This window comes from Streptomyces sp. ISL-87 (assembly GCF_018614095.1).
Taxonomy (GTDB): Bacteria; Actinomycetota; Actinomycetes; order Streptomycetales; family Streptomycetaceae; genus Streptomyces.
The window spans coordinates 1-23723 of sequence record NZ_JAGGOY010000085.1; the positions used below are offsets into that span (position 1 = coordinate 1).

Below are 23723 nucleotides of genomic sequence, written 5' to 3' on the forward strand. Positions count from 1 at the left end.
GGCCGGGTTGGACTGGATCGGAGGGGCCCGGCATGGGCTGGTGGCGGATCGACACCGACGCGCTGGCGGACAGCCGGTTCGTGGTGTCCGCGCTGGCCGAGACCACGGCCACGATGATGGCGCTGGAACGGCGCACCGCCGCGCATCCGGCCGAGCGGGCCTGGCTGACGGACCAGCTCCCGCGCTACCGGGCCTACATGGCGGCCGAGCCGCTCACCGCGCAGCTGGTCCGGGCGGCCCTCGGGCGGCTGTGGATCGCCGACTTCCTGACCCCGCCGCCGGACGGACGCCCCTTCGGGGAGGAACTGGAGGCTGTCCGCGCGACCCCGGACGCGGTGGTGCGTACCAACCTGCGCGCCGCCTCCGGACTCCCCGACGCCCTGATCCGCGCCCGGGGACTGGGCCCGCGCATGGCGGAGTTGCTGGAGTGGCTGTGGGCCGAGGCCGTGCGCCCCGACTGGGAGCGGCGCCGCCGGGTCGCCGAGGCGGACATCCTGGTCCGCACCCGGCAGTTGAGCCTCGGGGGGTGGGCCGCGGCGCTGTCCGGGATGCGGCCGGGCATGGCGTGGCTCGGCGAGGGGCGGCTGCGCATCAACCTCCAGCAGCGGCCGCCGCGCGAGCTGTCGGGGGAGGCCGGGCTGGTCTTCGTACCGGTGACGCCCGGGCACGGCTGGGTCGCCTGGAGAGGGGCGCACCGGCACGCCCTGGTCTATCCGTGCGAGGGGCAGCTCACGCAGCCGGGCGCGGGCTCGGCGGCCCCGCAGGCGCTGGTCGGGCTGCTGGGGCCGGTACGGGCGCGGGTGCTGGTGCTGCTGGAGAGCCCGAAGTCCACGACGCAGCTCGTGGCGCTGACCGGGCTGAGCCTGGGCGCGGTGGCGGGACAGCTGAAGGTGCTGCTCGCCGCCGGGCTGATCCTGCGGCGGCGCACGGGGCGTACGGTGCTCTACAGCAGGGTCGCGGCGGGGGACGTACTGGTGTCGGCGGCGACCGGCTCCGCGTAGCGTTACCGGGGTTACCGGAGGTAGCTTGCCTGCCGTAGCCCGTAGAGGGAGATGCCATGCCTGGCTGGAAGGCCGCGAACATACCCGACCAGAGTGGCCGCACGGCGGTCGTGACCGGGGCCAACAGCGGGATCGGCTACGTCGCCGCCCGCGAACTCGCCCGGCGCGGCGCGTACGTGCTGCTGGCCTGCCGCAGCGCCGCGCGGGGACGGGCGGCAGTGGTACGGCTGCGCGCCGAAGTGCCCGGTTCGGAAGTCGAGTTCATGCCGCTGGACCTCGCGGATCTCAGCTCCGTACGGGAGTTCGCGAAAAGCTGTGCGCAGCGCCGCGACGCCCTGGACCTTCTCGTCAACAACGCGGGCGTGATGGCACTGCCGTTCGGGCGGACCGCCGACGGGTTCGAGACCCAGTTCGGGGTCAACCACCTCGGGCACTTCGCCCTGACCGGGCTGCTCCTGCCACAGCTGCTCGCCGCCGCCCCCGGTGGCCGGGTCGTCAACCTCTCCAGCGGCTTCCACGTACTCGGCGACATCGACCTGGCCGACCTGAACAGCGAGCACAGCTACCGGCGTTGGGTCGTCTACGGCCGTTCCAAGACGGCCAACCTGCTCTTCACCCACGAACTCGCCAGGCGGCTCGCGTCCGCCGGCTCCGGGATCGTCGCGGCCGCCGCGCACCCCGGATATGCGGCCACCAACCTCCAGGCCGCCGCACCCAGGCAGGAGGGCCGCAAGGCCGCCGCCCGGCTGATGGAACTCGGGAACGCGGTCATCGCGCAGCCCGCGGCGACCGGCGCGCTGCCCACCCTGTACGCGGCCACCGCACCCGGGGTGCGCCCGGACGATTTCATCGGGCCGCGACTCGGCTGGCGCGGGGCGCCCGTACGGTCCTGGCGGGCGAAGCGGACCCTGGACGACACCGCCGGCGAACGGCTCTGGGCCGCCTCGGAGAAACTCACCGGGGTCTCGTACCCGGCCCTGTCGCGCTGAGCCGCGGCCCGGCCGCCCTGCTCCCGTTCGCCGCGCCGCTCCCGCCGGGCGCCCCGGTGTGAGCCCGTCCGCCCCCGGGTGCCTCAAGGCGCCCCGGTCGTGACCTGACCTGGGACGCGGACGCCCCGGGAGACTCGGCGGCATGGACGACGATACGGACAACCACCCAGAAGGCCACGACCACGCGGTGGTCCTCGGCGCGGGGATGACCGGGCTCCTGGCGGCCAGGGTCCTCGCCCGGCGGTTCGCCCGCGTGACCCTCGTGGAGCGGGACGAGCTCGCGGAGACCGGGCCGGCGTTCCGGCCCGGTGTCCCGCAGTCCCGGCACGTGCACGTGCTGTGGTCGCGGGGCGTGGAGCTGATCGAGGGCATGCTGCCCGGTATCACCGCGAGACTGGTGGTGGCGGGGGCCGCCGTGCTGGAATCGCCGGGGGACTTCCTCTGGCTGAGTCCGGCCGACTGGTTCGATCAGGTGCCCGGGGCCAAGATCCTCGTAGGCAGCCGGGAACTGCTCGACTGGACGGTGCGCCAGGAGGTCCTGCGGGACGAGCGGATCCGGTTACGGGCCGGTTCCCCGGCCACCGGACTCGTCACCGGTGCCGACGGCCGCTCGGTGACCGGTGTGGAACTGCGCGACGGCGGCCGGCTGGCCGCGGCCCTCGTGGTCGACGCGACCGGACGCACCTCCAAGGCCCCCGCCTGGCTCGCCGCGATCGGCAACCCGGCCCCGGCGGTCACCCGCTACGACTCCCGTCTCGGCTATTCCAGCCGCTACTACGAGATGCCGAAGGATCCCACCCGGCGCTGGCAGGGCCTGTATGTCCAGGGCCGCCCGGACAGCCCGCGCGGAGCCGTGCTGGTGCCGCTGGACGGCGGCCGCTGGCTGGTGACGCTCATCGGCAACGGCGAACACGTCCCGCCCACCGGGGACGAGGAGTTTCTCGGCTTCGCCCGCAGTCTGCGCAGCCCCGTCCTGTACGACGCCATCCGCGACGCGAAACCGCTGTCCTCGCCGACGGCTTTCCGGAGCACGGCCAACGAATGGCACCACTTCGAACGGCTGGACCGCTGGCCGGCCGGCTTCGTCGTCCTCGGCGACGCCTCTTGCCGGTTCAACCCCGTGTACGGACACGGGATGACGGTGGCCGCGCTCGCCGCGGACGCCCTGGACGAGGAGCTGGGCGGCCTGGAGCTGAGGGAGATCCCGGGCGCCGCCCGGCGGATCCAGCGCAAGACCGCCGCCGCCGCGGAGGTGGCCTGGCAGATCGCCACCAGCGAGGACATGCGCTATCCCTGGACGGAGGGGCCGCCGCCGGACCTGGCCACCCGGGTCCTCCAGCAGTACATGTCCCGGGTGATGGTCGGCGCCAACGCCGACCCGGCGATCTCCGCGCCGTTCTTCGACGTGCTGTCCCTGTCCACCGCCCCGGAGGCCCTGCTCAGCCCGGGCACGGTGGTCCGGGTCCTGTCCAAGTGGCGGCTGCCGACGGCCCCGGCGACCACCGACTATCCGGCGCACCACGGACCGCCGGAAAGTGCGGATCCGGTCGCCTGACCGGCGGAACGGGCGCTGGGGCGTCTCTCTAGGGCGCCCCGGTCGAGCGCTCGTACAGGGCGCGGACGCTGTCGTCGAAGTAGCTGCTGTACGAGGTCTCGTCGTCCCCGCCCCCGTCGCGGCCGCCGATCACCCCGATCAGGGTGTGGGCGTCGGTCAGCACGGGGCCGCCGCTCGTGCCGTCGGGTACGTCCGCGCAGTCCAGCCGCAGCTGCGTGGGCCCGGCGGCGCGGGCGGTGTTGCGGCAGTCCAGCGGCTGCTCGGTGTCGTTGGGGTAGCCCACCAGCCGGGCAGGCGCGGGCAGTTCGGGCCGGAAGCCGATGGTCTCGGCCCCGGTGACGTCCTCCAGCCGCCGGTCGGGATGCCCCGGGCTGCGCAGCCGGAGGAACGCCACGTCGTGATCCGGATCGCGCTCGCTCGCCCAGCGGGGGTCCACGTCGATCCGGGAGGGCACCCAGACCCCGTACGGCGCCTCGCCGTCCCGGTAGGCCGGAACGAAGACGAGGTTGGTGCGGAAGCCGAACTGGTGGACGCAGTGGGCGGCGGTGGCGACGAGGTCGCCGCCGGGGGAGTGGACCACGCTCGCCGAGCAGTGGTGGTAGGGGTCGCCGTCCTCGCCGGGGGAGAAGAGCGCGCCGATCGTCGGTTCGGCGGCGGTCGGCCGGCCTTCGAGGGGGTCGGAGGGCTGCCATCCGGCGGACCGCCAGTGCACGGGGGGCGCGTCTTCCGCCGGGGCCTTGCCGTCACCCGGAGGCGGTACCTCGGTGGGGGCCGGGTCGGCGGCCGGGTGGGAGGCCGGGTCGGCGGGCCGGGCCTCCCCGGCATCCCCGGCCAGCCCGTCCAGCACGGCGAATCCCGCGTTGTCGGCGAGTCCCGGGTCCGGTATGTACGTTCCCCGCGCCGGATCCCCGTCCGCGAGGTGGCCGGCGAGGCTGTGCACCTTCCAGGCGTACCCGGCGGCGCCGAGGAGCAGGGCGCAGCAGACGCCGACGAGCGCGCACACCCGTACGGCCCGCCGCTGGTCCTTGGTGAACATGTGGCGCTCCTGCTCCGGGGACTCGCTCGATCTTACGTGCGATGCGGATAAAGGTGACACAGGTTCCGGTATCGGAATGTGTCCGTCCTCACAGCCCTCCGCGCGTCATCCCTCGTCCTTCCGTACGTCACCCAACTCACCTACGCTCCAGGCGACTTGGCCAAAGGTGCGGCGACGGGAGCCGAAAGCATGAGATTGCGGAAGCGGATGGCGGGCGCGGTGACGGCGGGTCTCGCGGCGGTGGCCCTCGCACTGGGCACCGCCCCGGCGGGAGCGGCCCCGGCGGAAGCGGCCGCGGACCTGTCGTACGCGGGGTCCACCGGCGTCGGCGTGCACAACGCCTACGACAAGGCCAAGTACCCCTACTTCGCGGACGCGCTGGACTCCGGCGCGGCGATGCTCGAACTCGACGTGTGGACGAACTTCTTCGGCAGCTCCTGGCGGGTCTCGCACGACAACCCGTTCGGCAACGACAGCAACTGCGAGAACGCCACCAGCCCCGCCCAGCTGCGCACCAAGTCCCGCAACCAGAACCTCGCGGGCTGCCTCTCCGACATCCGCAGCTGGCACGACGCCCACCCCGGCCACCGGCCGGTCGTCCTCAAGCTGGAGCTCAAGGACGGCTTCGCCGCCAACCTCGGGCGCGGTCCCGCCGAACTCGACGCCCTGCTGACCTCGAAGCTCGGCGACGCCGTGTACCGGCCCGGCCAGCTGGCCGCCGGATACCCCGACCTGGACTCCGCCGCCAAGGCCGGGGCCTGGCCCGGGCGCAGCGCCATGGCGGGGAAGTTCCTCGTCGAGCTGATCCCCGGCACCCTGGAGGAGGGCAACAGCTCCGACACCCTCTGGACGGACCGCGAGTACGCCACCCACCTGCGCACCCTTGCCGCCACGGGCAAGCTGGGCCAGGCCGCCGCCTTTCCCGCCGTGCACCGCGCCGAGGCCGGCGATCCGCGCGGCCGGTACGCGGTCGCCTCGATCCGCCCCTGGTTCGTGATCTTCGACGGGGATGCGAGCGCGTACGCCGGGGGCTCCATCGACACCGGCTGGTACGACCGCAACCACTACCTGCTGATCGCCACCGACGCCCACAACGTGGCCCCCGCCATCGACGCCGTGCACCCGACCGAGACCCAGGCCCGGGACCGCGTCCTCCTGATGGCCGCGCACCACGCGTCCATCGCCTCGGCGGACTGGTACCCGCTGCCGGCGGTGCTGGCGACCGTGGTGCCGCGCGGCCAGTAGCCCGAGTAACCTTGTTGCAAGTCGTTCGCAACAAGGGTCGGGTGTGTGGTGGGGTCTCGGTGGTACTCGGCATCGAGTCGCTGCTGCTCGTACGGGGCCTGGTGCGCGAGCCGATCCTGCACTTCGGGGACACCCTGGACGACGCGGCCGGCGAGTGCTTCGACAAGGTCGCCCGGGTACTCGGACTCCCGTACCCCGGCGGGCCCGCCATCGACCGCGCCGCCCGGGGCGGGAACCCGAAGGCCGTCTCCTTTCCCCGCCCGCTGACCGGCGGCCCGCGCACGCAGGACCCGTACGTCTGGTCCTTCTCCTTCTCCGGGCTGACCGGCTGACCGCCGGCCGGCCCGCGAAGGGTCCGGCCCGCGAAGGCTCCGGCCCACGCGGACCGGAGCCGTTCGCGACCCGTCAGGGCGTCAGGGGGACGGGCTGACCTGGACGGTGGTGAGCGCCCCACCCGAGGCCTCCTTCACCACCGCGATCCGGGTTCCGGTGTCCGGGACCTTGACCCCGACCTGGGGCAGCTCGGCGTTCCAGTACGAGCCGTGGCGGTCGTCGAAGACCGGGACCCCCGGCCGCGACGGGATCACCACCTGGGCGCCCGCCTTGTGCAGGACGATCCGGTCGCTCGCCCGGAGGGAGAACGGCGCGTCGAAGGTCTGGGCGCGGGCGTTCAGCAGGGAGCCGTCCGCGAACGTCAGCGGCTCCGGCCGGGCGTCCACCGGGAGCAGCAGGCCGCCGCCCGGATGGGCCTTGGTGGTGTTGTCGCTGTAGGCGGTGTCCCAGAGCCAGATCAACACGCCCTGCTGGTACGGGTAGAACTCCACCGTGTCGCCCGTGAAGCCGAAGTTGTACGGGCCCGTCTTCAGCCCGCTGCCGTAGCCGGTGTAGCGCCGGTTCTCGACCAGGTAGGCGCGCGGATGCTGCTCGCTGCCCGTACGGCCCTCCGTACGCGACCACTTCACCGCCGTCCAGCCGTTCGCGCCCTGCTCCGCGCCGTCGTTCAGCAGCTCCCGGCCGTCGGCGGTGACGCGGATGGAGTCGAAGGTGACGCCCTTGCCGTGGGTGTTGCCGTCCGAGGTGACGCGCAGCCGCAGCTGGACGCTCCGGCCCGCGAACCGGTCCAGGGGGACACTCAGGTCCGCCCAGCCGGACGAGGTGCCCGAGACGCCCTTCGGCGGGATCGCGCCCCCGTTCACCGTGCCCGGAAGTGGCGCCCAGGCCGCGCCGCCGTCCGTGGAGGCCTCCACCGTCAGGAAGTCGAAGTCCTGCTCGATGTCGTACCAGACCTTGGCGTCCAGCCGCGCGGGCCCGGCGGCGCCGGTGAGGTCGACCGTACGCCCGAGGGTGTTGTCCATGAAGTCGCCGGTGCCGCTCCACCACTGGCTGGCGCCCTCGTACGGGTCGGTCAGCTCGGTGCGGGTCACCGACGGCGGCAGATGGACCAACAGGGCTTGCGGGTCATCGGTGTTGTAGCCGGACACGCCCAGCACGGCGCGCGTCCTGCGGCCCGCGTCGGCCTCCGTGTACTCCAGCCAGCCGAGCTGGAGCTTGCTCCACGGGTCGAGATCGCCCGGGAACTCTCCCGTGCTGTTGCGGCCCTTGCCGAGGTACGAGCCCGAGGACATCAGGGACCAGTAGTTGACGCTGTTGTCCCCGTCCGAGCTGTACAGGTCCGGCAGCCCCAGGTCGTGCCCGAACTCGTGCGAGAACAGACCCGCTCCGCTGTTCTCGCCGCCGGTCAGGTAGTCACCCGCCCAGATCCCGGAGTCGCCGACCGGGGTGCCGCCCGCCTTGTTGCCCTCAGGGCCCGCACTGCCGGCCTGGTTCCAGTAGGCGAACCAGCGGTGCGCCCAGACGGCGTCCTTGCCCTGCGCCCCGCCGCCCCAGGTCTGGTCCTTGCCCGCGTGCACGACGACGAGGTGGTCGAGGTAGCCGTCCGGCTCGTCGAAATTCCCGTCGTGGTCGGCGTCGTAGCGGTCCCACACGTCGTACTCGGCGAGCTGCGCCTTGATCTGCTCCGGCGTACGGCCCTTCGCGCGCTCGGAGTCGTACCAGGCGTCGGTGGCGTCCCGGATCATGTCCCAGTTGGTGCGGCACTGGCCGGGCTCGGAGCAGTTGTCGGTGCCGTAGCGGGCCTCGTTCCAGGGGAGCTTGACCCAGTCGGAGACGGTGCCGTCCATGTCGTAGCGGCCGGAGGACTGGAGCCGGTAGTAGGCCCGCATGGACGCCGATTCCGGCTCGGCGGAGAAGAACTGCTTCTGGTAGTAGGCCCGGTCGAAGTCCTTGCGCCACAGGGTGTGGTTGTCGTCCTTGGCCGGCTTGCCGATGGTGTTGTGACGGGGGCCGGGGGTGCCGCCGAAGCGCGGCTTGCCCTCGAACTCAGTGGTGGTGTCCACTTGGTCGCCGAATTCGGCGAGGATCACGAAGACCTTGTCCTTGCGCTCCTGGGCGAGTTCGACGTACCGCTTGCCGACCTTGGCCTGGCGGGGGAGCGTGCCGTCCGGCTCGGCCCGCAGTCCTTCGGGGCCGCCGGCCGCGACCTTTTCCAGGGCCTGGCGGCGCAGGGCCTGACGCTGGAGTTCGAGGGGTGCGGGCGGCGGGGCGGCGGCATGCTCGGCCTGCCGGGCGCCCGGTTGCGCGGTCGGTATCGGGGGCGGGGTGGCGGCGAGCGCGGGGGCGGCGAGGAGGGCGATCGATATCGCCGCTCCCACCGCAGCGAGTCTGCGCAACGTGGGCGACCTTTCGATGAGTTGGGTCGAAGCGCAGGTAATATTTCACATGTGACAGGTGATGGATAGATGGCGGGTCAGGGGTCTTGGAGGGCCACCGCGGCGCAATGGCCCTCCGGGACCCGGACGTCGGTGACCGACCACCCCGGCAGCCGGGCCGGCACCGGCCCCGAACCCACGTAGTCCGCCGCCGGATTTTCCGAGAGCCCCACCCCGAGCCCCTTCAGGTACGCCTCCTTGCGGGTCCACACCCGGGTGAAGGCGAGCGAGCGCTCCCCGGCGGGCAGCAGCGCCAGCTCGGCCGCCTCCCTCGGGTGCAGCACATCGGCCGTCTCCGCGATCGTGCGCGGCAGCACGATCTCCTCGACGTCCACGCCCACGGGGGCGGTCGCGAAGGCCAGCAGGCTGATCCCGGTGCAGTGCGAGAGCGAGAAGTGCAGGGCCCCGCCCGGGAGTACGGGCCGCCCGTGCGGCTCGTCGCAGTGCGCGCAGGGCGCCCGTTCGACGGTGACCTCGTGTGGGGCCAGGCCCAGGTACGCGCCGAGCAGCCGGCGCAGGGCCACGTGCGCGCAGACGTAGGAGTCGCGGTCGGCCGCGCGTACGAACTCGGCGGCACGCTCAAGCTCCTGGGCGTCCAGGGTGCCGGGGGCGTGGCGGGCGGCGTGGACGCGGTAGCCGGTGGTGTCCACCAGCCACAACTGGGGGCTCGCCGGGACGAGTTGTGGCCGTCGGCCGGGGCCGACCGGGCCGGGCTCCGACAGCCGCTCGGGGAGCAGGAGCCGGCGAGCGGCGAGGGTCGTGCCGGGGCTCATGGCGGGGGTCGCGGCGGGGCTCATGGCGGGGCTCATGGCAGGGGTCACGGCGAGGCTCATGGCGGGGCCTCCTCACACCGTGGCCGGGACGGGGAGTTCCGCCGTGGCCGGCTCCTCGGCCCGGGCGGGGTGGCGCAGGGCCAGGACCGCGGCGAGCGGGGAGACGAAGGCGATGGCCCCGCAGAGCAGCCAGGTGGTCTGGACGCCGAGGACCAGCGACAGTGAGCTGAAGACGGCGATGGAGATCGGCGCGGTGCCGATGCCCGCGAGGGAGAGGGTGGACATCGCGGCGCCCATCCGGTCCTCGGGCGCCGACTGCTGGTACAGGGTGACGATCGCGGGGCCGTTGAGCCCGGACAGCAGGCCTACGCCGGCCGCGACGGCGGTGAGCGAGACCACGGACGGCATCAGGGCCATCACCAGGATCCCGGCGGCGAGGCCGCCCCCGGTGACGACCAGGCGTACGAACATCGGGATGCGGTGGGCGAGGGCGGCGCCGGCCGCGCTGGAACCGAGCGCGCCGACGCTGAAGGCGGCCAGCACCACACCCACCGCGCCGACACCCCAGCCGCGCTCGGAGACCAGCAGCGGGAGGGCCACCTCGGCGGGCCAGCTGAAGGCCATGTCCAGGCAGAGCGCGGCGAGGAACATCCAGCGCAGCCGCGGGTGGCGGGCCAGCAGGCGGAATCCGTCGCCGGAGCGCTTGACCAGGGACACCCCGGGCTCGGGCTCCGGCCGGACGAACCCGTGCGTGACGTGCAGCAGGCAGCCGAGCCAGATCGCCCCGGTGACCGCACCGACCAGCATCGCGAGCCACAGCTCCCCGACGGTGATCAGGAAGGCGCCGGCCGGGGCGCCGAGGATCGGCGCGACGCGGAGCACCATGGCGTAGAGGGAGTTGGCACGGGCCAGCTGGTCGCCGCGGGCGAACATGGGCAGCAGGACACCGGAGGCCGGGCCGGCGAGGCCGAGGAGGATCCCCTCGACCAGGGCGATCACGACGAGCGGCCAGAGCTGGTGGGTCGTCGCGGTGACCACGGCTCCGGCGGCGAGCAGCGCGACACGGGCGGTGGTGGTGCGCAGCAGGACGAAACGCGGGCCGAGGGTGTCGGCGACCGCGCCGCCGAAGATGAGCATGAGGGCGCGGGGCGCGGTGGCGGCGAGCATCAGCGTCGTCACCGCGCGGGTGCCGCCGAGCTGCACGGCGGTCCAGTTCATGGCGATGAGCAGCGCGAAACTGCCGAGCTGCACGGCGGCCTGGCCACCTACGAGCGAACTGACCCGGCCCCACTGCACGGCGGCGGGGGCGGGTTGTACGGGGCTGTCCATGGAGCGCACCTTCTCTGCGAGTTCTCTGCGAGGCGGGGCCCTGACCTCTGCGAGGCGGGATGTGGAAAGGGAGTCAGCGGATGCGGGGCATGCCACTGCCCTGCGGGCGGCGTGGGTCAGGTCGCGGGCCCGGGGCGTGGGCCCGTGTACCTACGCTCTGCGAGGCGGGACGTGGAAAGAGGGTCAGCGGATTAGGGGCGTGCCCGACAAGGCGGCCGCCACTGCCCTGCGGGCGGCGTGGGTCAGGTCGCGGGCCCGGGGCGTGGGCCCGTACGTACGCAGTTCCAGGTGCCCTCCCAGGTGGGCGAGGCCGCATTCGGCCAGCGCCCGGGAGGCGGCCGCGGAGGCCGTGGCGGCGCCGGGGGCAGGGGTTACGGTGACCCCGGGGATCTCGGAGACCCGAAACCGTGCCCGCACCACACCGGGCAGCCGGCCGGGGGCCCCGCCACCGCGGTAACGGGAGAACCTGCCGGGGCCGCCGGGGCCGCCGGGCCTGCGGGGGTTGTTGGGGCTGCCAGGCCTGCCGGGGTCGCCGGGACTGGCGAGGTTGCCGGGACTGCTGGGGCGGTCGGGCCTGCCGAGGCTGCCGGGACGGTCGGGCCCGCCGGGCCTGGCGAGGTTGCCGGGACGGTCGGGCCTGCCGGGCCTGGCGAGGTTGCCGGGACGGTCGGGCCTGCCGGGCCTGGCGAGGTTGCCGGGGCGGTCGGGCCTGCCGGGTCTGGCGGGGCCGCCGGGTCTGTCGAGTTCGCCGGGGCGGTCGGGCCTGCCGAGGTCGCTGGGGTGGGCGGGCCCGACGGGAAGGGCCGGCCGGGGCCGGGTCACTGTGCGCTCCCCGGTCGGGCGGCGGCGGGGGTCGGTGGCGGCGCCGCGGCGGTGGTAGAGGCTGGGGTGTCCGGGGACCAGAGGTCCGACGGGGTGAGGTCCGCCGGGTGGTATTGGCCGACGGCGCTGGTCAGGAGGCGGAGTTCCAGTGCCAGCGCCTCCACGAGGCGGATCAGACCCGATCGCGGGTCCTCGTCCACCGCGAGGAGCGCCGCACGGCCCAGGCCCACCGCGGTCGCGCCCAGCGCCAGGGCCCGGGTGGCGCGGCCGCCCTCCCAGATGCGGCCCGTGGCCAGCAGGTCCCCGCCCGGGCGGCCGATCCGGCGCAGGCACTCCACGAGCGGCAGCCCCACCTGGTCCAGGAACACCCGGGGGGCCCAGCCGGTGCCGCCCTCCGCGCCGTCCACCGTGACCGCGTCCGCGCCCGCCGCCCACGCGGTGCCGGCGGCCCGCGCGATGTCCCGCCCCGGGTGGAACTTCACCCAGGTCCTGGCCAGCGGGAAGTTGTTCCGCATGAACCGCAGCTGCTGGCGGACGATCTCCTCCGTGAAGGTACCGGGCGTCGCGCAGCGCAGCCGGTGAGCCGTGTCGCCCAGCAGGTTCCGTACGGTGAACTGCCCGGCCAGCTGATCCGCTTCAGGCTCGCCGACCACGGTCATGCCGCCGAGGCCCGGCTTCGCGCCCTGGCCCACCTTCAGTTCGAAGCCGAGCCGCCCGGAGTCCCGCAGGGCCCGCGTGCCCGGGTCGCTGTAGAGCAGGTTCCACACCTCCGAGTCGGCGTCCTCCGTGGACTGCTGCACCACCACCCCGCCGACCCCGTCCGCGACCGTCTCCGCGTACGCCGCCACACGCTCCAGCAGCGCCGAGCGGATGCCGTCGTCGCCGCGCCGATAGCCGTGCACCGGCACCATGTTCTCGCCGATCACCATCGGGATGCCGAGCCGCGCCGCCTGCCGGCCCGCGGCCACGCCGAGGTCGCCGCTGCCCGCCCGGGTGGATCCGAACGCCGAGAGGTACAAGGGGAGTTCGGAGCGGAAGCCGCCGACCGTGGTGCCGAGGTCCACGTCCTCGTACGACGGCTCGCGGCCCAGCTCGATCAGCCGCTCCAGCCGCCTCGGCATGAACACGGGCGGCACGATGCGCATGGCGTCCAGGCTGTCCCGGCCGTCCCGGCCGTCCCCGCCTCCGCCATCGGCGGAGGAGCCGAACAGCTGCGCCCCGTACGCCCCCGCCGCCGGGAACACCTCCGCCGTCCCCGCCCGGGCCCGCGCCCGTACCGCCTGCTCCGGGAACCCGGCCGCGTGCAGGCCGCTCACGGCGCGATCACCCCCGGCAGCTTCGGGTAGGCGCTGACCTGCCACAGCGCGTCCAGCCCCGTCAGGTACCGGACGAGCCGCTGGAGCCCCATCCCGAAGCCGGCGCTGGCCTCGATGCCCTCGCGGGCCAGCTCCAGGTACCAGGCGTACTTGGCCGGGTTCTCCCCGCTCTCCCGCATCCGCGTCACGATCGCCGCGTAGTCGGACTCCCGCTCGCTGCCGCTGACCAGCTCCCCGTAGCCGCCGTGGGCAATCAGGTCGAAGTTCCGCAGCACGCCGGGGCGTTCGGGATCCTCGCGGTCGTAGAAACCGCGCGAGCCCTTGGGGTAGTCGTTGATGAAGAACGGCCGGTCGGCCTCAAGGGAGAGCACCTTCTCGCCGGCCCAGTCGATCTCGGCGTCCGGGCTCTGCGGGTGCCCCCGGCCGAGCAGCCGGGCCACCGCCTCCTCGTGCGTGCAGACGTCGAACTTCCCCGACCGCAGCTCCGCGAACTCCAGCTCGTCCCGGCCAAGTTCGCGCAGAACATCGGCCGCCACGCGCCACACGTGACCGACCACATGCGTCAGCAGTCCGGCCGCGATCCGCTGCGCATCGTCACGGCTGCCGCCCGCCAGCTCCACGTCGATCTGGTGGAACTCCACCAGATGCCGGCCCGTTGAGGCCGTCTCCGGCGGCTCCACCCGGACGTTCGGCGCGATGTAGAACAGGCGCGGGAAGCCCTTCAGGGAGGCCTGCTTGTAGAGGATCGCGCTCGTCATCAACTTGTACGGCTGCCCGTAGTAGTCGACGTCCAGCGCCTTCGCTCCCCGACCGCCCGGATCCGTGACCGGACCCACCAGCGGCGGCAGCAGCTCCACGAAACCCTCGCCGCGCAGGAACTCCCGTGCCGCGTACAGGACTTCCTGCTGCACCAGCATCGCGGACCGCAGTCGCGGCGAACGCAGGTGCTCGCCGAGCGGGGGAGGGGTCAAAAGCTCCATGTCGACTCCTGTTCGTATCGATGTGTCTGTAGGGGAGGGGGTGTCGGGGCGTTCACTCGCCGGCCCCCGCCGTGTCGTACTGCCGGGCCATCCGGTGCACCGCCGCGAGCAGCCCGTCCGAGGTCATCGGCGCCCGCCCGCCCCGGCAGGCGTACGGGGCCACCGGCATCGCGCCCACCTCGGACCAGCGCAGCCGCCCGCCCGCGTCGACAAAGCTGCGCGAGCGCCCCGCGTTGTCCGGGTGCAGGCAGTACGGGACGTCCAGCACCCCGCGCGCGAAAGCGGTCCGCAGCGCCCGCCCGAGGTCCTCGCCGAACTCCAGGACGGCCTCCACGAAGGCCCGGGCCTCGCGGTACACCTCGCTGTCGGACGGCGCCCCGGGCCCGGCCGGCCGTTCCGTCAGGGCCGCCGTGGCCGCGGCCGTCTCCAGCGCCCGTACGTTCTCCAGCACGGTCGGGATCCGGTGCGCCTCGGCGGCGGTCTTCACGATCAGCCGCTGCGCCCCGGCCCGTACCGCCAGCCGCGCCGAGGCCTCCAGCAGCCGGGTCGCCCCCCGCGTGGTGTGCGGGAAGACGCCCATGTACGTGTAGAGGACGACATGCCGGTCCACGCCGGGCGGCAGGAACTCCCCGGCCAGCCGGCTCAGCGCCCGCACCGCCTCCGCGTCCTGGGCGGCGTTCGTCTGCTGGGCGTAGCTGAGGGAGACGCTCCGTATGCCGTGCTGCGCGAAGAACATGCCCTCCAGCAGGCTGAGCGCCACCAGCAGCCCGGGCGGGCAGAGCTGGCCGAGCATGCAGCCGCCGAAGGACTCCATGTGCGGCACCCGCGGGGCCGGGGCGAGGGCGGCGAGAAGCTCGCAGGAGCGGGCCCAGTTGTCGATGGACTCGGGGAGCGGGGTGCGCCCGTAGGGCAGGCAGTACGAGACCGGTCCGCCCTCGGTGGCGTCGAGTCCGGCGGCGGCGAGCGCCCGGATGATGCCCTCGGGGCGGGAGGACCCGTGCCGCACCTGGACGGGGAAGTCCGCGTCCAGTACCCCCTCCAGCAGGGCCCGGGTATCGGCGGTGGGATGGGTGGCGATCGGGTAACCGTTGAGCGGGGTGCCCTCGGCGAGGGCAGCGCGCGCGGCGGCGTGGTCGCCGACCCGGGTGTAGCTGTCGAGGGTGAGGGTGCCGGCGGTGGTGCCGACGGCCGATTTGGCGCGCTCCAGGCCGGCCCGCATCCGGCGCAGGTCGCTGAAACCCATCCGGGGCTGCACGACGAGCTGCCCGGCGGCGGCCGCATCGGCGACGAAGGCCCCGAACGAGGGCACGGGGGAGGGGCCGGAGGCGGACGAGGGTGAGAGCGCGGGTGAGGCGGGCGGGGCCACGTTCGGTGCGGCGAGCGTGGCGGCGGTCATGCCACGGCCTCCTTGAGCGCGGACCCGGCGGCGGCCCCCAGCGGGGCCAGGTACACCCGGAGGGCCTGCACGTCGCCGTCGTCGAAGACCGCGTCGCAGCCGGCGTCGAGGAGGCGCCCGCGCCGCTCCGGGTCGACGGCCCCGGCGACGCCCAGCTTGCCGCCGATGACGACCGGGAGGGTCAGGCCGGCCGCGCGGACGGCCCGCACCGCGCTCAGCCCGTCGCGGTAGCCGTGCCCGTTCACACTGCTGAGGACCACGAGGTCCGGCCCCTCGGCGGCGCAGGCACCGGTCAGCAGGTCGTCCGTCACACAGGGGCCCAGATTGTGGACCCGGTGCCCGAGCTCCTCCAGGAGGAGCTGGAGATAGACGAGGTTCCAGGTGTGGGAATCCGATGTCGTACCGGCCAGCAGGATGTTCGCATTCCGTCGTCGCATACCGAGAAATATAGAAAGCGGCGGACCGGCCGAGGGGAAGTTGCGGCGGCAGTATGTGGCGGAATTCGACACGGTCCCGCGGGCATGAAAAAGCCGTGTCCCGCCACTGCGGGACACGGCTCCTCGGCATTCGGAAGTGAATTACGCGTACTGGGCTACCAGGCTCTTCGGCCGGATGTCCCTCCAGTTCTCCTCCACGTACGCGAGCGCGTCCGCCCGCGTCCCCTCGCCCCACACCACGTCCCAGCCTGCGGGAACGGCGGCGAAGACGGGCCACAGGGCGTGCTGGCCCTCCTCGTTGACCACGACATGGAAGGTGCAGGTGCCCTCGGTGTCGTCGAAAGGATTGGTCATGACAGACTCCTCAATTTCTCGGAAAGGATACGGCCGATCAGAGCGAGCGGTTCGGGTTCTCCCATTCGGGTGTGCGGGACCCCGATGACGTGATTCTCGACACGGCCTTCCACATAGGGAATCCAGTGCTGTGCGAGAGTGTTTTCCGTTTCCCCGTCCTCGATGGCCGCCAGGAACAGCATGTCGGTGGCGACCGGGCGCGGGGCGTACAGGTTCATGATTTCCGCGTGGTTGATGGAGGCGCCGATCACGGACCGGATCTCCTCGTCCGTGAAGGCGCCGAGCACCGGGTCCTTCAGCCGGACCAGGCCGATGAGCGCGTCCACGTCGAAGGGCGCGTCCTCGGGCTCGTCCGTGGCATCGCCGACCAGCATGTCCCGCTTCTGCGCGGGCGTCATCCGGCGCCGCTCGGGCTCGGTCGGCAGCAGATGGACGTCCATCATGGCCAGCAGAGCGGTGCGTTCCCCCAGCTCGGCCAGCCGGACCGCGAGCGCGTGGGCCACCGTGCCGCCGAAGGACCAGCCCAGGAAGCGGTACGGGCCGTGCGGCTGGATCTCGCGGATCAGCGGCAGATAGTCCGCCACCATCTCCTCCACCGTCCCGGGGCTGTGCCCGAGCTCGCTCAGCGCCCGCGCCTGGACGGCGTACAGCGGCTGGTCGGGCCCGAGGTGCTGGGCCAGGCCGGCGTACGGCCAGCCGACACCCGTCCCGGGATGGATGCAGAACAACGGGGCTCGCGCGCCACGGGCGTTGAGCGGCAGCAGGACCCCCATCGGGTCAAAGCCGGTGGGTTCGTCGCCCAGCAGCCCCGCCACGGTAGGGGTGCGGAACAGGTCCCGCACCCCGCGCTCCAGCCCGAGCACCTGCCGCATCCGGCTGACCAGGCGCACGCCGAGCAGTGAATGCCCGCCCAGGCTGAAGAAGTTGTCGTCGATCCCGACCCCCTGCACGCCCAGGACCTCGGAGAACAGCCCGCACAGCACCTCCTCGCGCGGTGTGCGCGCCGCCCGGCCCGCGGGCCGGGCGGTCATAGCGGGCGCCGGCAGGGCCTTGCGGTCCGGCTTGCCGTTGACGGTGAGCGGGATGGCGTCGAGCACGACGGCCGCCGACGGCACCATGTGCTCCGGGAGTTCACCCGCCGCCCAGCGCAGCAGCCCGGTGTCGGTGAGGGTGTGGCCGGCGCGCGGGACGGCGTACGCGACGAGCCGTTTGCCGCCCGGGCCGTCCTCGAAGACCACCACCGCGACCTGGCCGACGCCGGGGTGGCGGGCCAGGGTCTCCTCGATCTCGCCGGGCTCGATCCGGAAGCCGCGCAGTTTGATCTGGCCGTCGGCCCGCCCGATGAACCGCAGTTCCCCCTCGGGGGTCCAGTGCACCAGGTCACCGGTGCGGTACATCCGGCCGCCGTCCGCGCCGAACGGGTCGGCGACGAACCGTTCGGCGGTGAGCCCCGGACGGCCGATGTAGCCGCGGGCCACCTGGGTTCCGGCGATGTACATCTCCCCGGCTACCCCGACCGGGACCGGCCGCAGCCGCGCGTCCAGGACGTAGACCCGGGTGTTGTCCAGCGCGGAACCCAAGTACACGCCGTGCACGGTCCGTTGGCCGATGGGGAAGCGCTGCTGATGGGAGGCGAAGGTGGTCTCGGTGGGCCCGTACGAGTGGACGAGCACGGTGTCCGGGCAGTGCTCCAGGACCCGCTGGAGGGCGCTCGGGGAGGCCACGTCGCCGCCGGTCCAGACCTCGTCCAGGAGCTTGAGGGTGTCCAGCCCCTCGTCCGCCATGATGTGGAAGAGGCCCATCGTGAAGTAGGCGGCGCTCACGTCGTAGGTGCGGACGGTGTGGTCGAGCTCGGCGAGGTCCGTGCCGTCGCCGGGGGCGATGACCAGCTGCCCGCCGTTCAGCAGCGGGACCCACAGCTCGTACGTCGAGGCGTCGAAGCCGATCGCGGAATGGACCAGCATCCGGCGGTGGTTGGCCAGGTTCCAGCAGCGGTCGGTGACCAGCTCGACCACGTTGCGGTGGGTGACGCCGACGCCCTTGGGACGGCCGGTGGAGCCCGAGGTGAACATCACGTACATCAGGGCGTCCTCGCCGACGGCGATGCCGGGGCCCTGCGCGGTGGGTTGGGCGGCGAGGGCGTCCACGGCCAGCACGGCGACGCCGGCCGCGCGTTCCTGCCGTACCGCCGCATCGTCGAGGTGTGCGCGCTGGGTCAGCAGGACCGCCGCCGACACGTCCTCCATGACCATGCGGACCCGGGCGTCCGGCAGCCGGGGATCCAACGGCACGTACGCCGCCCCGCACTTGAGGATGCCCAGCGCGGCCACCAGCAGCTGCGGGGTGCGGTCCATCAGCACACCGACCGCCCCGTCCCGGCTCACCCCGGCCGCGATCAGCTCATGGGCGAGGGCATTGGCGCGGGCGTCCAGCTCGGCGTAACTGAGGCTCTCCTCCCCGTACGAGACCGCGATCCGGTCCGGGGTCCGGCGGGCCTGCGCCGCGAACCGCTCGTGCACCAGACCGCATTCGGCCCGTGGGGTCGCCGTGTCGTTGTACTCCTCGACCAGCGCGAACTCCTCCTGCGGCGACAGTAGCCCGATGTCCCCGATCCGCTGCGCCGGGTCCTCGGCCACCGCCCGCAGGATCCGCTCCAGGTGCCCGGCCAGCATCGCCGCGGTGGGCTCGTCGTACAGGTCCGTCGCGTATTCGAGTACGCCGGCCAGCCCGGCCGCCGCCCCGTCCGCGGACCGCGTCTCGCGCAGGGAGACCGTCAGGTCGAACTTGGTGAACCCGGAGGCCGCCCCCAGCGGGGTCCCCGCCAGCGCCGTCCCGTGCGCGCTCTCCGGCTCGGCCGGGTGCACCTGGACGATCGCCTGCACCAGGGGGTGGTGGGCGGTGGAGCGCACCGGGTTCAGCTGCTCCACGACCAGGTCGAAGGGGAGGTCCTGGTGGGCGTAGGCGGCGAGGTCGGTGTCCCGGACCCGCTGGAGCAGCTCGGCGAACGTCGGGTCGCCGGAGGTGTCGCAGCGCAGGACGAGGGTGTTGACGAAGAAGCCGACCAGGTCGTTCAGGGCCTCGTCGTCGCGGCCGGCGGTCACCGTCCCCAGCGGCAGGTCGGTGCCCGCTCCGTGCCGGGTCAGGGTGGCGGCGAGGGCCGCCTGGACCACCGTGAACAGCGTCGCCCCGTGGTCCAGGGCCAGCCGCTCCAGCCGGGCGTGCGTGGCGGTGTCCAGGACGAGCGGGGTCGCGTCGCCGCGGTGGGTGGCCTCGGCGGGCCGGGTGCGGGCGGCGGTCAGCTCCAGCACCGGGGGAGCGCCGGCCAAGGTCTCCTTCCAGAAGGCGGCATGGCCGGCGGCGGCGTCGCCGTCCAGGGCCGCCCGCTCCCACAGCGTGTAGTCGGTGTACTGCACGGGCAGCGGCTGCCAGCCGGGCTCCCGCCCCGCCGCCCGGGCCTCGTACGCGGTGGCCAGGTCGGCGAGCAGCGGCCCGGTGGACCAGCCGTCGGCGGCGATGTGGTGGACCAGCAGCACCAGCACCCGAGTGGAGCCGGCCGTGATCAGCGAGGCCCGCAGCGGCAGCTCGGCCGCCAGGTCGAAGGCGTGCCCGCAGGCCGCGTCGACCGCCGCCGCCAGCCCCCCGGCGGACGCGGAGACCAGCTCCAGCACCGGCCGGGCGGCCTCCACCACCCGCTGGTACGGCTGCCCGTCCACCGCCGGGTAGACGGTCCGCAGCACCTCGTGCCGCCCCGCCACATCGGCCAGCGCCTCGGCCAGCACGTCCGGGTCCAGCGGGCGTTCCAGTCGCAGCGCGAAGGGGATGGTGTAGGAGCGGCTCGGCCCCTCCAGCTGGTCCACGAACCACAGCCGCCGCTGCGCGTACGACAGCGGGATCCGCTCCGGCCGCAGCGCCTGCGGTACGGCGGCCAGCGCTGGCCGCCCGGCCGGCGCGCCGGGTCCGCCAGGACCGTCCTCCCGCATCAGGCGCACCGCCAGCTCGGCGGGTGTCGGCGCCAGGAACAGGTCCCGTATCCGGGCCTCGACGCCCAGCGTGGCCCGGATCCGGTTGACCAGCCGCACCCCCATCATCGAATGGCCGCCCACGGAGAAGAAGTTGTCGTCCGGAGCCACCGGGCCGAGCCCGATCACCTCGGCGAACAGGCGGCACAGCACGTCCTCAGCGGGCGAGTGCGCGGGGGCGGTGACGGCCGCGGCCGACTCCTGGGCCTTGGCGCGGGCCCGGGCGAGCCGCTCCCGCCGCTCCGTGACCGCGGCGTCCTCCTGTTCGGTGAGCAGCGGGAGTTCGGTGACCGGGCCATGCGGGTCGGCCGCCGCGCGTGCGAGGACCCGTAGGAACACGTCCAGCAGCAGCTGGGCCGTCTCCGGGTCGAACAGGTCCGCCGCGTACTGCCACCACACCTCGAGCCCGCCGCCGTCCGGCAGCTCCACGCACGAGGCGCTCAGGTCGAACTTGGCTGCCTCCAGGCCCGTTTCGGCGAACCGGCCGGTCAGCCCGCCGCCCAGCGACAGCGCCGTGTCCTCGTGGCCCTGCGCGGTCAGCATCACCTGGAAGAACGGGTTGACGGCGAGCCCGCGCTCCGGGTTGAGGTGCTCCACCAGCAGGTCGAAGGGCAGTTCCTGGTGGGCGTACGCGGCCAGGTCCGCGTCCCGCGCCCGGTCCACCAGCTCCGCGTACGGGGCGGGGCCGCTGACGTCGGTACGCAGGACCAGGGTGTTCACGAAGAAGCCGACCAGGCCGTCCAGGGCCTCGTCGCCGCGCCCCGCGACCGGGGTGCCGATCGCGATGTCGGTACCGGCCCCGACGGCGGCCAGCGCCAGCGCGAGGGCCGGCTGGAGCACCATCAGCAGGCTGGCCCCGCGTTCCTCGCCGAGCGTGCTGAGCCGGCGGTGCGCCGCGGCGTCGAGCCGGGCGACCAGTGTCGCGCCCTCCCCCGTCGGCTCGGCGGGCCGCGGCCGGTCCGCGGGCAGGTTCAGCACCGTCGGCATCCCTTCGAGCGCGGCCCGCCAGTGGTCGACCAACTCGGCGGGATCCGCCAGTACTTCCTGCTGCCAGAGCGTGTAGTCGGCGTACTGCACCGGCAGCGGATCCCAGCCGGGTCCGGCGCCGGCCAGCCGGGCCTCGTAGGCCTCGCCGAGATCGCGCAGCAGTGGTCCGGCCGACCAGCCGTCGGTGGCGATGTGGTGGGTGAGCAGCGCGAGGGTGGCGGAGCCGTCGCCGGGGAGGAACAGGCCGGCCCGGACCGGGAGATGGGCGGCCAGGTCGAAGGTGCCGGCGGCGAAGGCCGCGACCAGCGCGTCGAGTTGGCCGGGCGCGCACTCGCGCACGGGGAGGGGGACCGGGGGAGCGTCCAGCACATGCTGGTACGGCTCGGAGTCCACCGCCGGGTACACGGTGCGCAGCACCTCGTGCCGCTCCACCACATCGGCGAGGGCGGCCTCCAGGGCCGTGTGGTCGGGGACGGTGTCCAGTCGCAGCACGACGGGGAGGTTGTAGGTGGCCGAGGGCCCTTCGAGCCCGGCCAGGAACCACAGCCTGCGCTGGGCGAAGGACAGCGGAACCCGGTCCTCGGCGGGCAGTACGGTCCCGTCGAAGACGGCGTGGGCGTCCCGCGCCGGTGCCTTGAGCAGCTTGCGGTCGATCTTCCCGGAGGAGGTCCGGGGGAGGGCCGCGACCAGGGTCACCGTGCTCGGTACGGCGGCCGGGGTCAGCTCCGCCCGTGCGTGTGCCCGTAGTTCCCGGGCGCCCACCCCGTCCGCGGCGACCACGAAGGCGACGAGCCGCTTGACCCCGTCCGGGGTCTCCTGCGGCACCACGGCCGCCTCGCGCACCCCGGGGTGGGCGGTCAGTACGGACTCCACGGACGCCGGGTCCACCCGATGGCCGTTGATCTTCACCTCGTCGTCGGCCCGTCCCCGGAACCCGAGCTGCCCGTCCGGCCGTACGCAGACCAGGTCGCCGGTGCGGTACGCGCGCTCCGCGCCCAGCGCGGCGAAGCGGTGCCCCGTCAGCTCGGGCCGGCCGAGGTAGCCCAGGGCCAGGGCGCCGCCCAGCAGCCACAGTTCGCCGTCCACCACGGCGGCCCGTACGCCGGGCAGCGGCTCGCCGATGGGCACCGGGCCGCCCGCGTACCGGGAGAGGTCGGCGACGGTGGCGACGACGGTGGCCTCGGTTGGCCCGTAGGTGTTCAGCAGCCGCACCCGTTCGGGGTCCACGGCCCGGACCCATTGCGCGACCCGCTCGGGCAGCGCGGCCTCGCCGCCGATGACCACGGTGCGCAGGGTGGCCGGGAGTTCGGCGACGCCGCAGGCCAGGGCGTGGGCGAGCTCGTGCCAGTACGCGGTGGGCAGGTCGAGGACGGTGATCCCGTGCGCGGCGCAGCCGGCCAGCAGGCCCGGGACGTCGAGCATGTCGTCGTCGCGCAGGACGAGGGTGGCGCCGGCGCCGAGGGTCAGGAAGATCTCCTCGACGCTCGCGTCGAAGTGCAGCGGTGCGAACTGGAGGACGCGGTCCTCGGCGGTGATCCCGTAGCGGAGCGTGGAACCGGCGGTGAAGTGGGCCAGGGCCTCGTGGCCGACGACCACACCGTTGGGTGTGCCGGTTGAGCCGGACGTGTAGATCACGTAGGCGGCGCCTTCGGCGACCCCGTCACCGGGGAGTACGAACTCGCCCTCGTCCAGCTGGACTTCGCTGCCGGCGCTGCCGGCGCAGTCGGCGAGGATGGCGGCGTTGCGGGCGGCGGGGGCGGCGGGATCGAGCGGCAGATAGGCGGCCCCGGTCCGCAGGGCGGCCAGCAGACCCACGACCGCGTCGATTCCGCGGGGCCGGTGCACGGCCACCAGCCGCCCCGGGCCCGCCCCGTCGCCGGCCAGCTCCTCGGCGCGGAACGCCACCGCGAGGGCCAGCTGCCCGTACGTCATCCGGCGCTCGCCGTGCACCAGCGCGACCCGCTCGGCGTCCTGGGCGGCGATCCGGTCGAGCACGCGGGGCGCCGGGGTGATCGCCGGGCCGCCGTCCAGGACGGCGGAGGCGGTGGGGGCGGTCGAGGGCATCGCGGGGCCTCCAGGCGAGGGGACGGGAGCGGAGCGGACTCCGTGCCCCCACGCTAGGCACCGCCCCGGCCCGCGGCGGGCAGTCCCCGCGGCAGCTGCGGGCCCCAGCGCTGCCGCTTGGAACTGCCGGTCCCTTGCCGCTTGCCGCTTGCCGCTTGCCGGGGAGGGGGCTGCCCCGCCGGGGCGGGGGCCTGGCCCGAGTACGCCCCCGGCGTGCCGCCCGGGCCCCTGCCGGGCGTGCCTGCGGGCGCGGACCGGGTGGTGCCGGTTCGCGCCCGCGGGGGTGTCGGGTGGTGTGCAGGCAGGGTGCCTGCCGGGCCGGTGGGTCAGGGAGCGGCGGGTCCGGTTCCGGGGGCCTTCACCGGAGACAGCGGGCCGTCGAGTTCGTCCGACGGTTCGGCCGGGGCATCGTCGGAGGCTTCGGAGTCGGAGTCGGGATCCGGCGCCGGCGTGGTTTCCTCGTCCGGCCTCTGCTGCTGCGGGTCGGGCTTGGGCGTCTGGCCGGGCCACTGCTGCCCGTCCGGCTTCGGTGTCTGGCCGGGCCACTGCGGGTGGTCGGGCTTGGGCGCGGGGTCCGGCTTGGGGGCCGCCGGGTCGGGCTTCGGCGCGGGGTCCGGCTTGGGCAACGTCACGGGGTTCTGGCCTGTGCCGG

Annotated in this window: 15 protein-coding genes and 2 pseudogenes; 5 read left to right on the forward strand and 12 right to left on the reverse strand. The window is 73.9% G+C overall.

What is annotated here, in order from left to right:
- The 3 genes from J7I97_RS28885 to J7I97_RS28895 all read left to right on the forward strand — a co-directional run.
- On the forward strand, nucleotides 1-1001 hold a 1001-nt coding region (locus J7I97_RS28885), incomplete at its 5' end, for a transcriptional regulator (RefSeq protein ID WP_308369340.1).
- A 56-nt stretch (nucleotides 1002-1057) separates the two neighbouring features.
- Nucleotides 1058-1990 carry an oxidoreductase gene (locus J7I97_RS28890; protein WP_214940536.1) on the forward strand — a complete coding sequence of 311 codons (933 nt, stop codon included), beginning with the start codon at nucleotides 1058-1060 and terminating at the stop codon, nucleotides 1988-1990.
- Nucleotides 1991-2132: 142 nt separating this feature from the next.
- Nucleotides 2133-3545 (forward strand): NAD(P)/FAD-dependent oxidoreductase, encoded by a 1413-nt coding sequence (locus tag J7I97_RS28895; RefSeq protein WP_214940538.1) that lies wholly within the window; start codon nucleotides 2133-2135, stop codon nucleotides 3543-3545.
- Between the two features lie 28 nt (nucleotides 3546-3573).
- Here J7I97_RS28895 and J7I97_RS28900 read toward each other — a convergent pair whose 3' ends face one another.
- Entirely contained in the window at nucleotides 3574-4581 is a 1008-nt protein-coding gene (locus J7I97_RS28900) for a serine protease (RefSeq protein WP_251059260.1), read from the reverse strand.
- Between the two features lie 189 nt (nucleotides 4582-4770).
- Here J7I97_RS28900 and J7I97_RS28905 point away from each other — a divergent pair, with 189 nt between their 5' ends.
- Entirely contained in the window at nucleotides 4771-5826 is a 1056-nt protein-coding gene (locus tag J7I97_RS28905; RefSeq protein WP_251059261.1) for a phosphatidylinositol-specific phospholipase C domain-containing protein, read from the forward strand.
- Between the two features lie 68 nt (nucleotides 5827-5894).
- Nucleotides 5895-6149, forward strand: a pseudogene (locus tag J7I97_RS28910) (tRNA (adenosine(37)-N6)-threonylcarbamoyltransferase complex transferase subunit TsaD); the annotation flags it as partial.
- A 90-nt stretch (nucleotides 6150-6239) separates the two neighbouring features.
- On the opposite strand, the gene J7I97_RS28915 reads toward J7I97_RS28910, so the two are convergent.
- The 11 genes and pseudogenes from J7I97_RS28915 to J7I97_RS28965 form a co-directional block, all read right to left on the reverse strand.
- Nucleotides 6240-8537: an immune inhibitor A domain-containing protein gene (locus J7I97_RS28915; protein WP_214940540.1), complete on the reverse strand. Its 2298-nt coding sequence runs from the start codon at nucleotides 8535-8537 to the stop codon at nucleotides 6240-6242.
- A gap of 95 nt (nucleotides 8538-8632) precedes the next feature.
- On the reverse strand, nucleotides 8633-9427 hold the full coding sequence (locus tag J7I97_RS28920) for a 4'-phosphopantetheinyl transferase superfamily protein (RefSeq protein WP_251049587.1): 795 nt from the start codon (nucleotides 9425-9427) through the stop codon (nucleotides 8633-8635).
- 12 nt (nucleotides 9428-9439) lie between these two features.
- Nucleotides 9440-10696, reverse strand: a complete 1257-nt coding sequence (locus tag J7I97_RS28925; protein ID WP_214940542.1) for an MFS transporter — start codon at nucleotides 10694-10696, stop codon at nucleotides 9440-9442.
- A 183-nt stretch (nucleotides 10697-10879) separates the two neighbouring features.
- Nucleotides 10880-11518, reverse strand: a complete 639-nt coding sequence (locus J7I97_RS28930; RefSeq protein ID WP_214940544.1) for a hypothetical protein — start codon at nucleotides 11516-11518, stop codon at nucleotides 10880-10882.
- Nucleotides 11515-12834: a glutamate synthase-related protein gene (locus J7I97_RS28935; RefSeq protein WP_214940546.1), complete on the reverse strand. Its 1320-nt coding sequence runs from the start codon at nucleotides 12832-12834 to the stop codon at nucleotides 11515-11517. The genes J7I97_RS28930 and J7I97_RS28935 overlap by 4 nt, the downstream gene beginning before the upstream one ends.
- Nucleotides 12831-13814, reverse strand: coding sequence for an asparagine synthetase A (locus tag J7I97_RS28940; protein ID WP_214940549.1), 984 nt, complete (start codon nucleotides 13812-13814; stop codon nucleotides 12831-12833). The genes J7I97_RS28935 and J7I97_RS28940 overlap by 4 nt, the downstream gene beginning before the upstream one ends.
- A 52-nt stretch (nucleotides 13815-13866) precedes the next feature.
- A complete protein-coding gene (locus J7I97_RS28945; protein WP_214940551.1) occupies nucleotides 13867-15210 on the reverse strand; it encodes a methylaspartate mutase in 1344 nt (447 codons plus the stop codon).
- The gene (locus J7I97_RS28950; protein ID WP_214940553.1) at nucleotides 15207-15647 is read right to left on the reverse strand and encodes a cobalamin B12-binding domain-containing protein; all 441 of its coding nucleotides are present in this window, start codon (nucleotides 15645-15647) and stop codon (nucleotides 15207-15209) included. The genes J7I97_RS28945 and J7I97_RS28950 overlap by 4 nt, the downstream gene beginning before the upstream one ends.
- Before the next feature lie 141 nt (nucleotides 15648-15788).
- Complete coding sequence (locus tag J7I97_RS28955; protein WP_214940556.1) at nucleotides 15789-16001, reverse strand: MbtH family protein; 213 nt, start codon at nucleotides 15999-16001, stop codon at nucleotides 15789-15791.
- Nucleotides 15998-23071, reverse strand: a complete 7074-nt coding sequence (locus tag J7I97_RS28960; RefSeq protein ID WP_214940558.1) for an amino acid adenylation domain-containing protein — start codon at nucleotides 23069-23071, stop codon at nucleotides 15998-16000. The genes J7I97_RS28955 and J7I97_RS28960 overlap by 4 nt, the downstream gene beginning before the upstream one ends.
- A gap of 326 nt (nucleotides 23072-23397) precedes the next feature.
- Nucleotides 23398-23723, reverse strand: a pseudogene (locus J7I97_RS28965) (hypothetical protein); the annotation flags it as partial.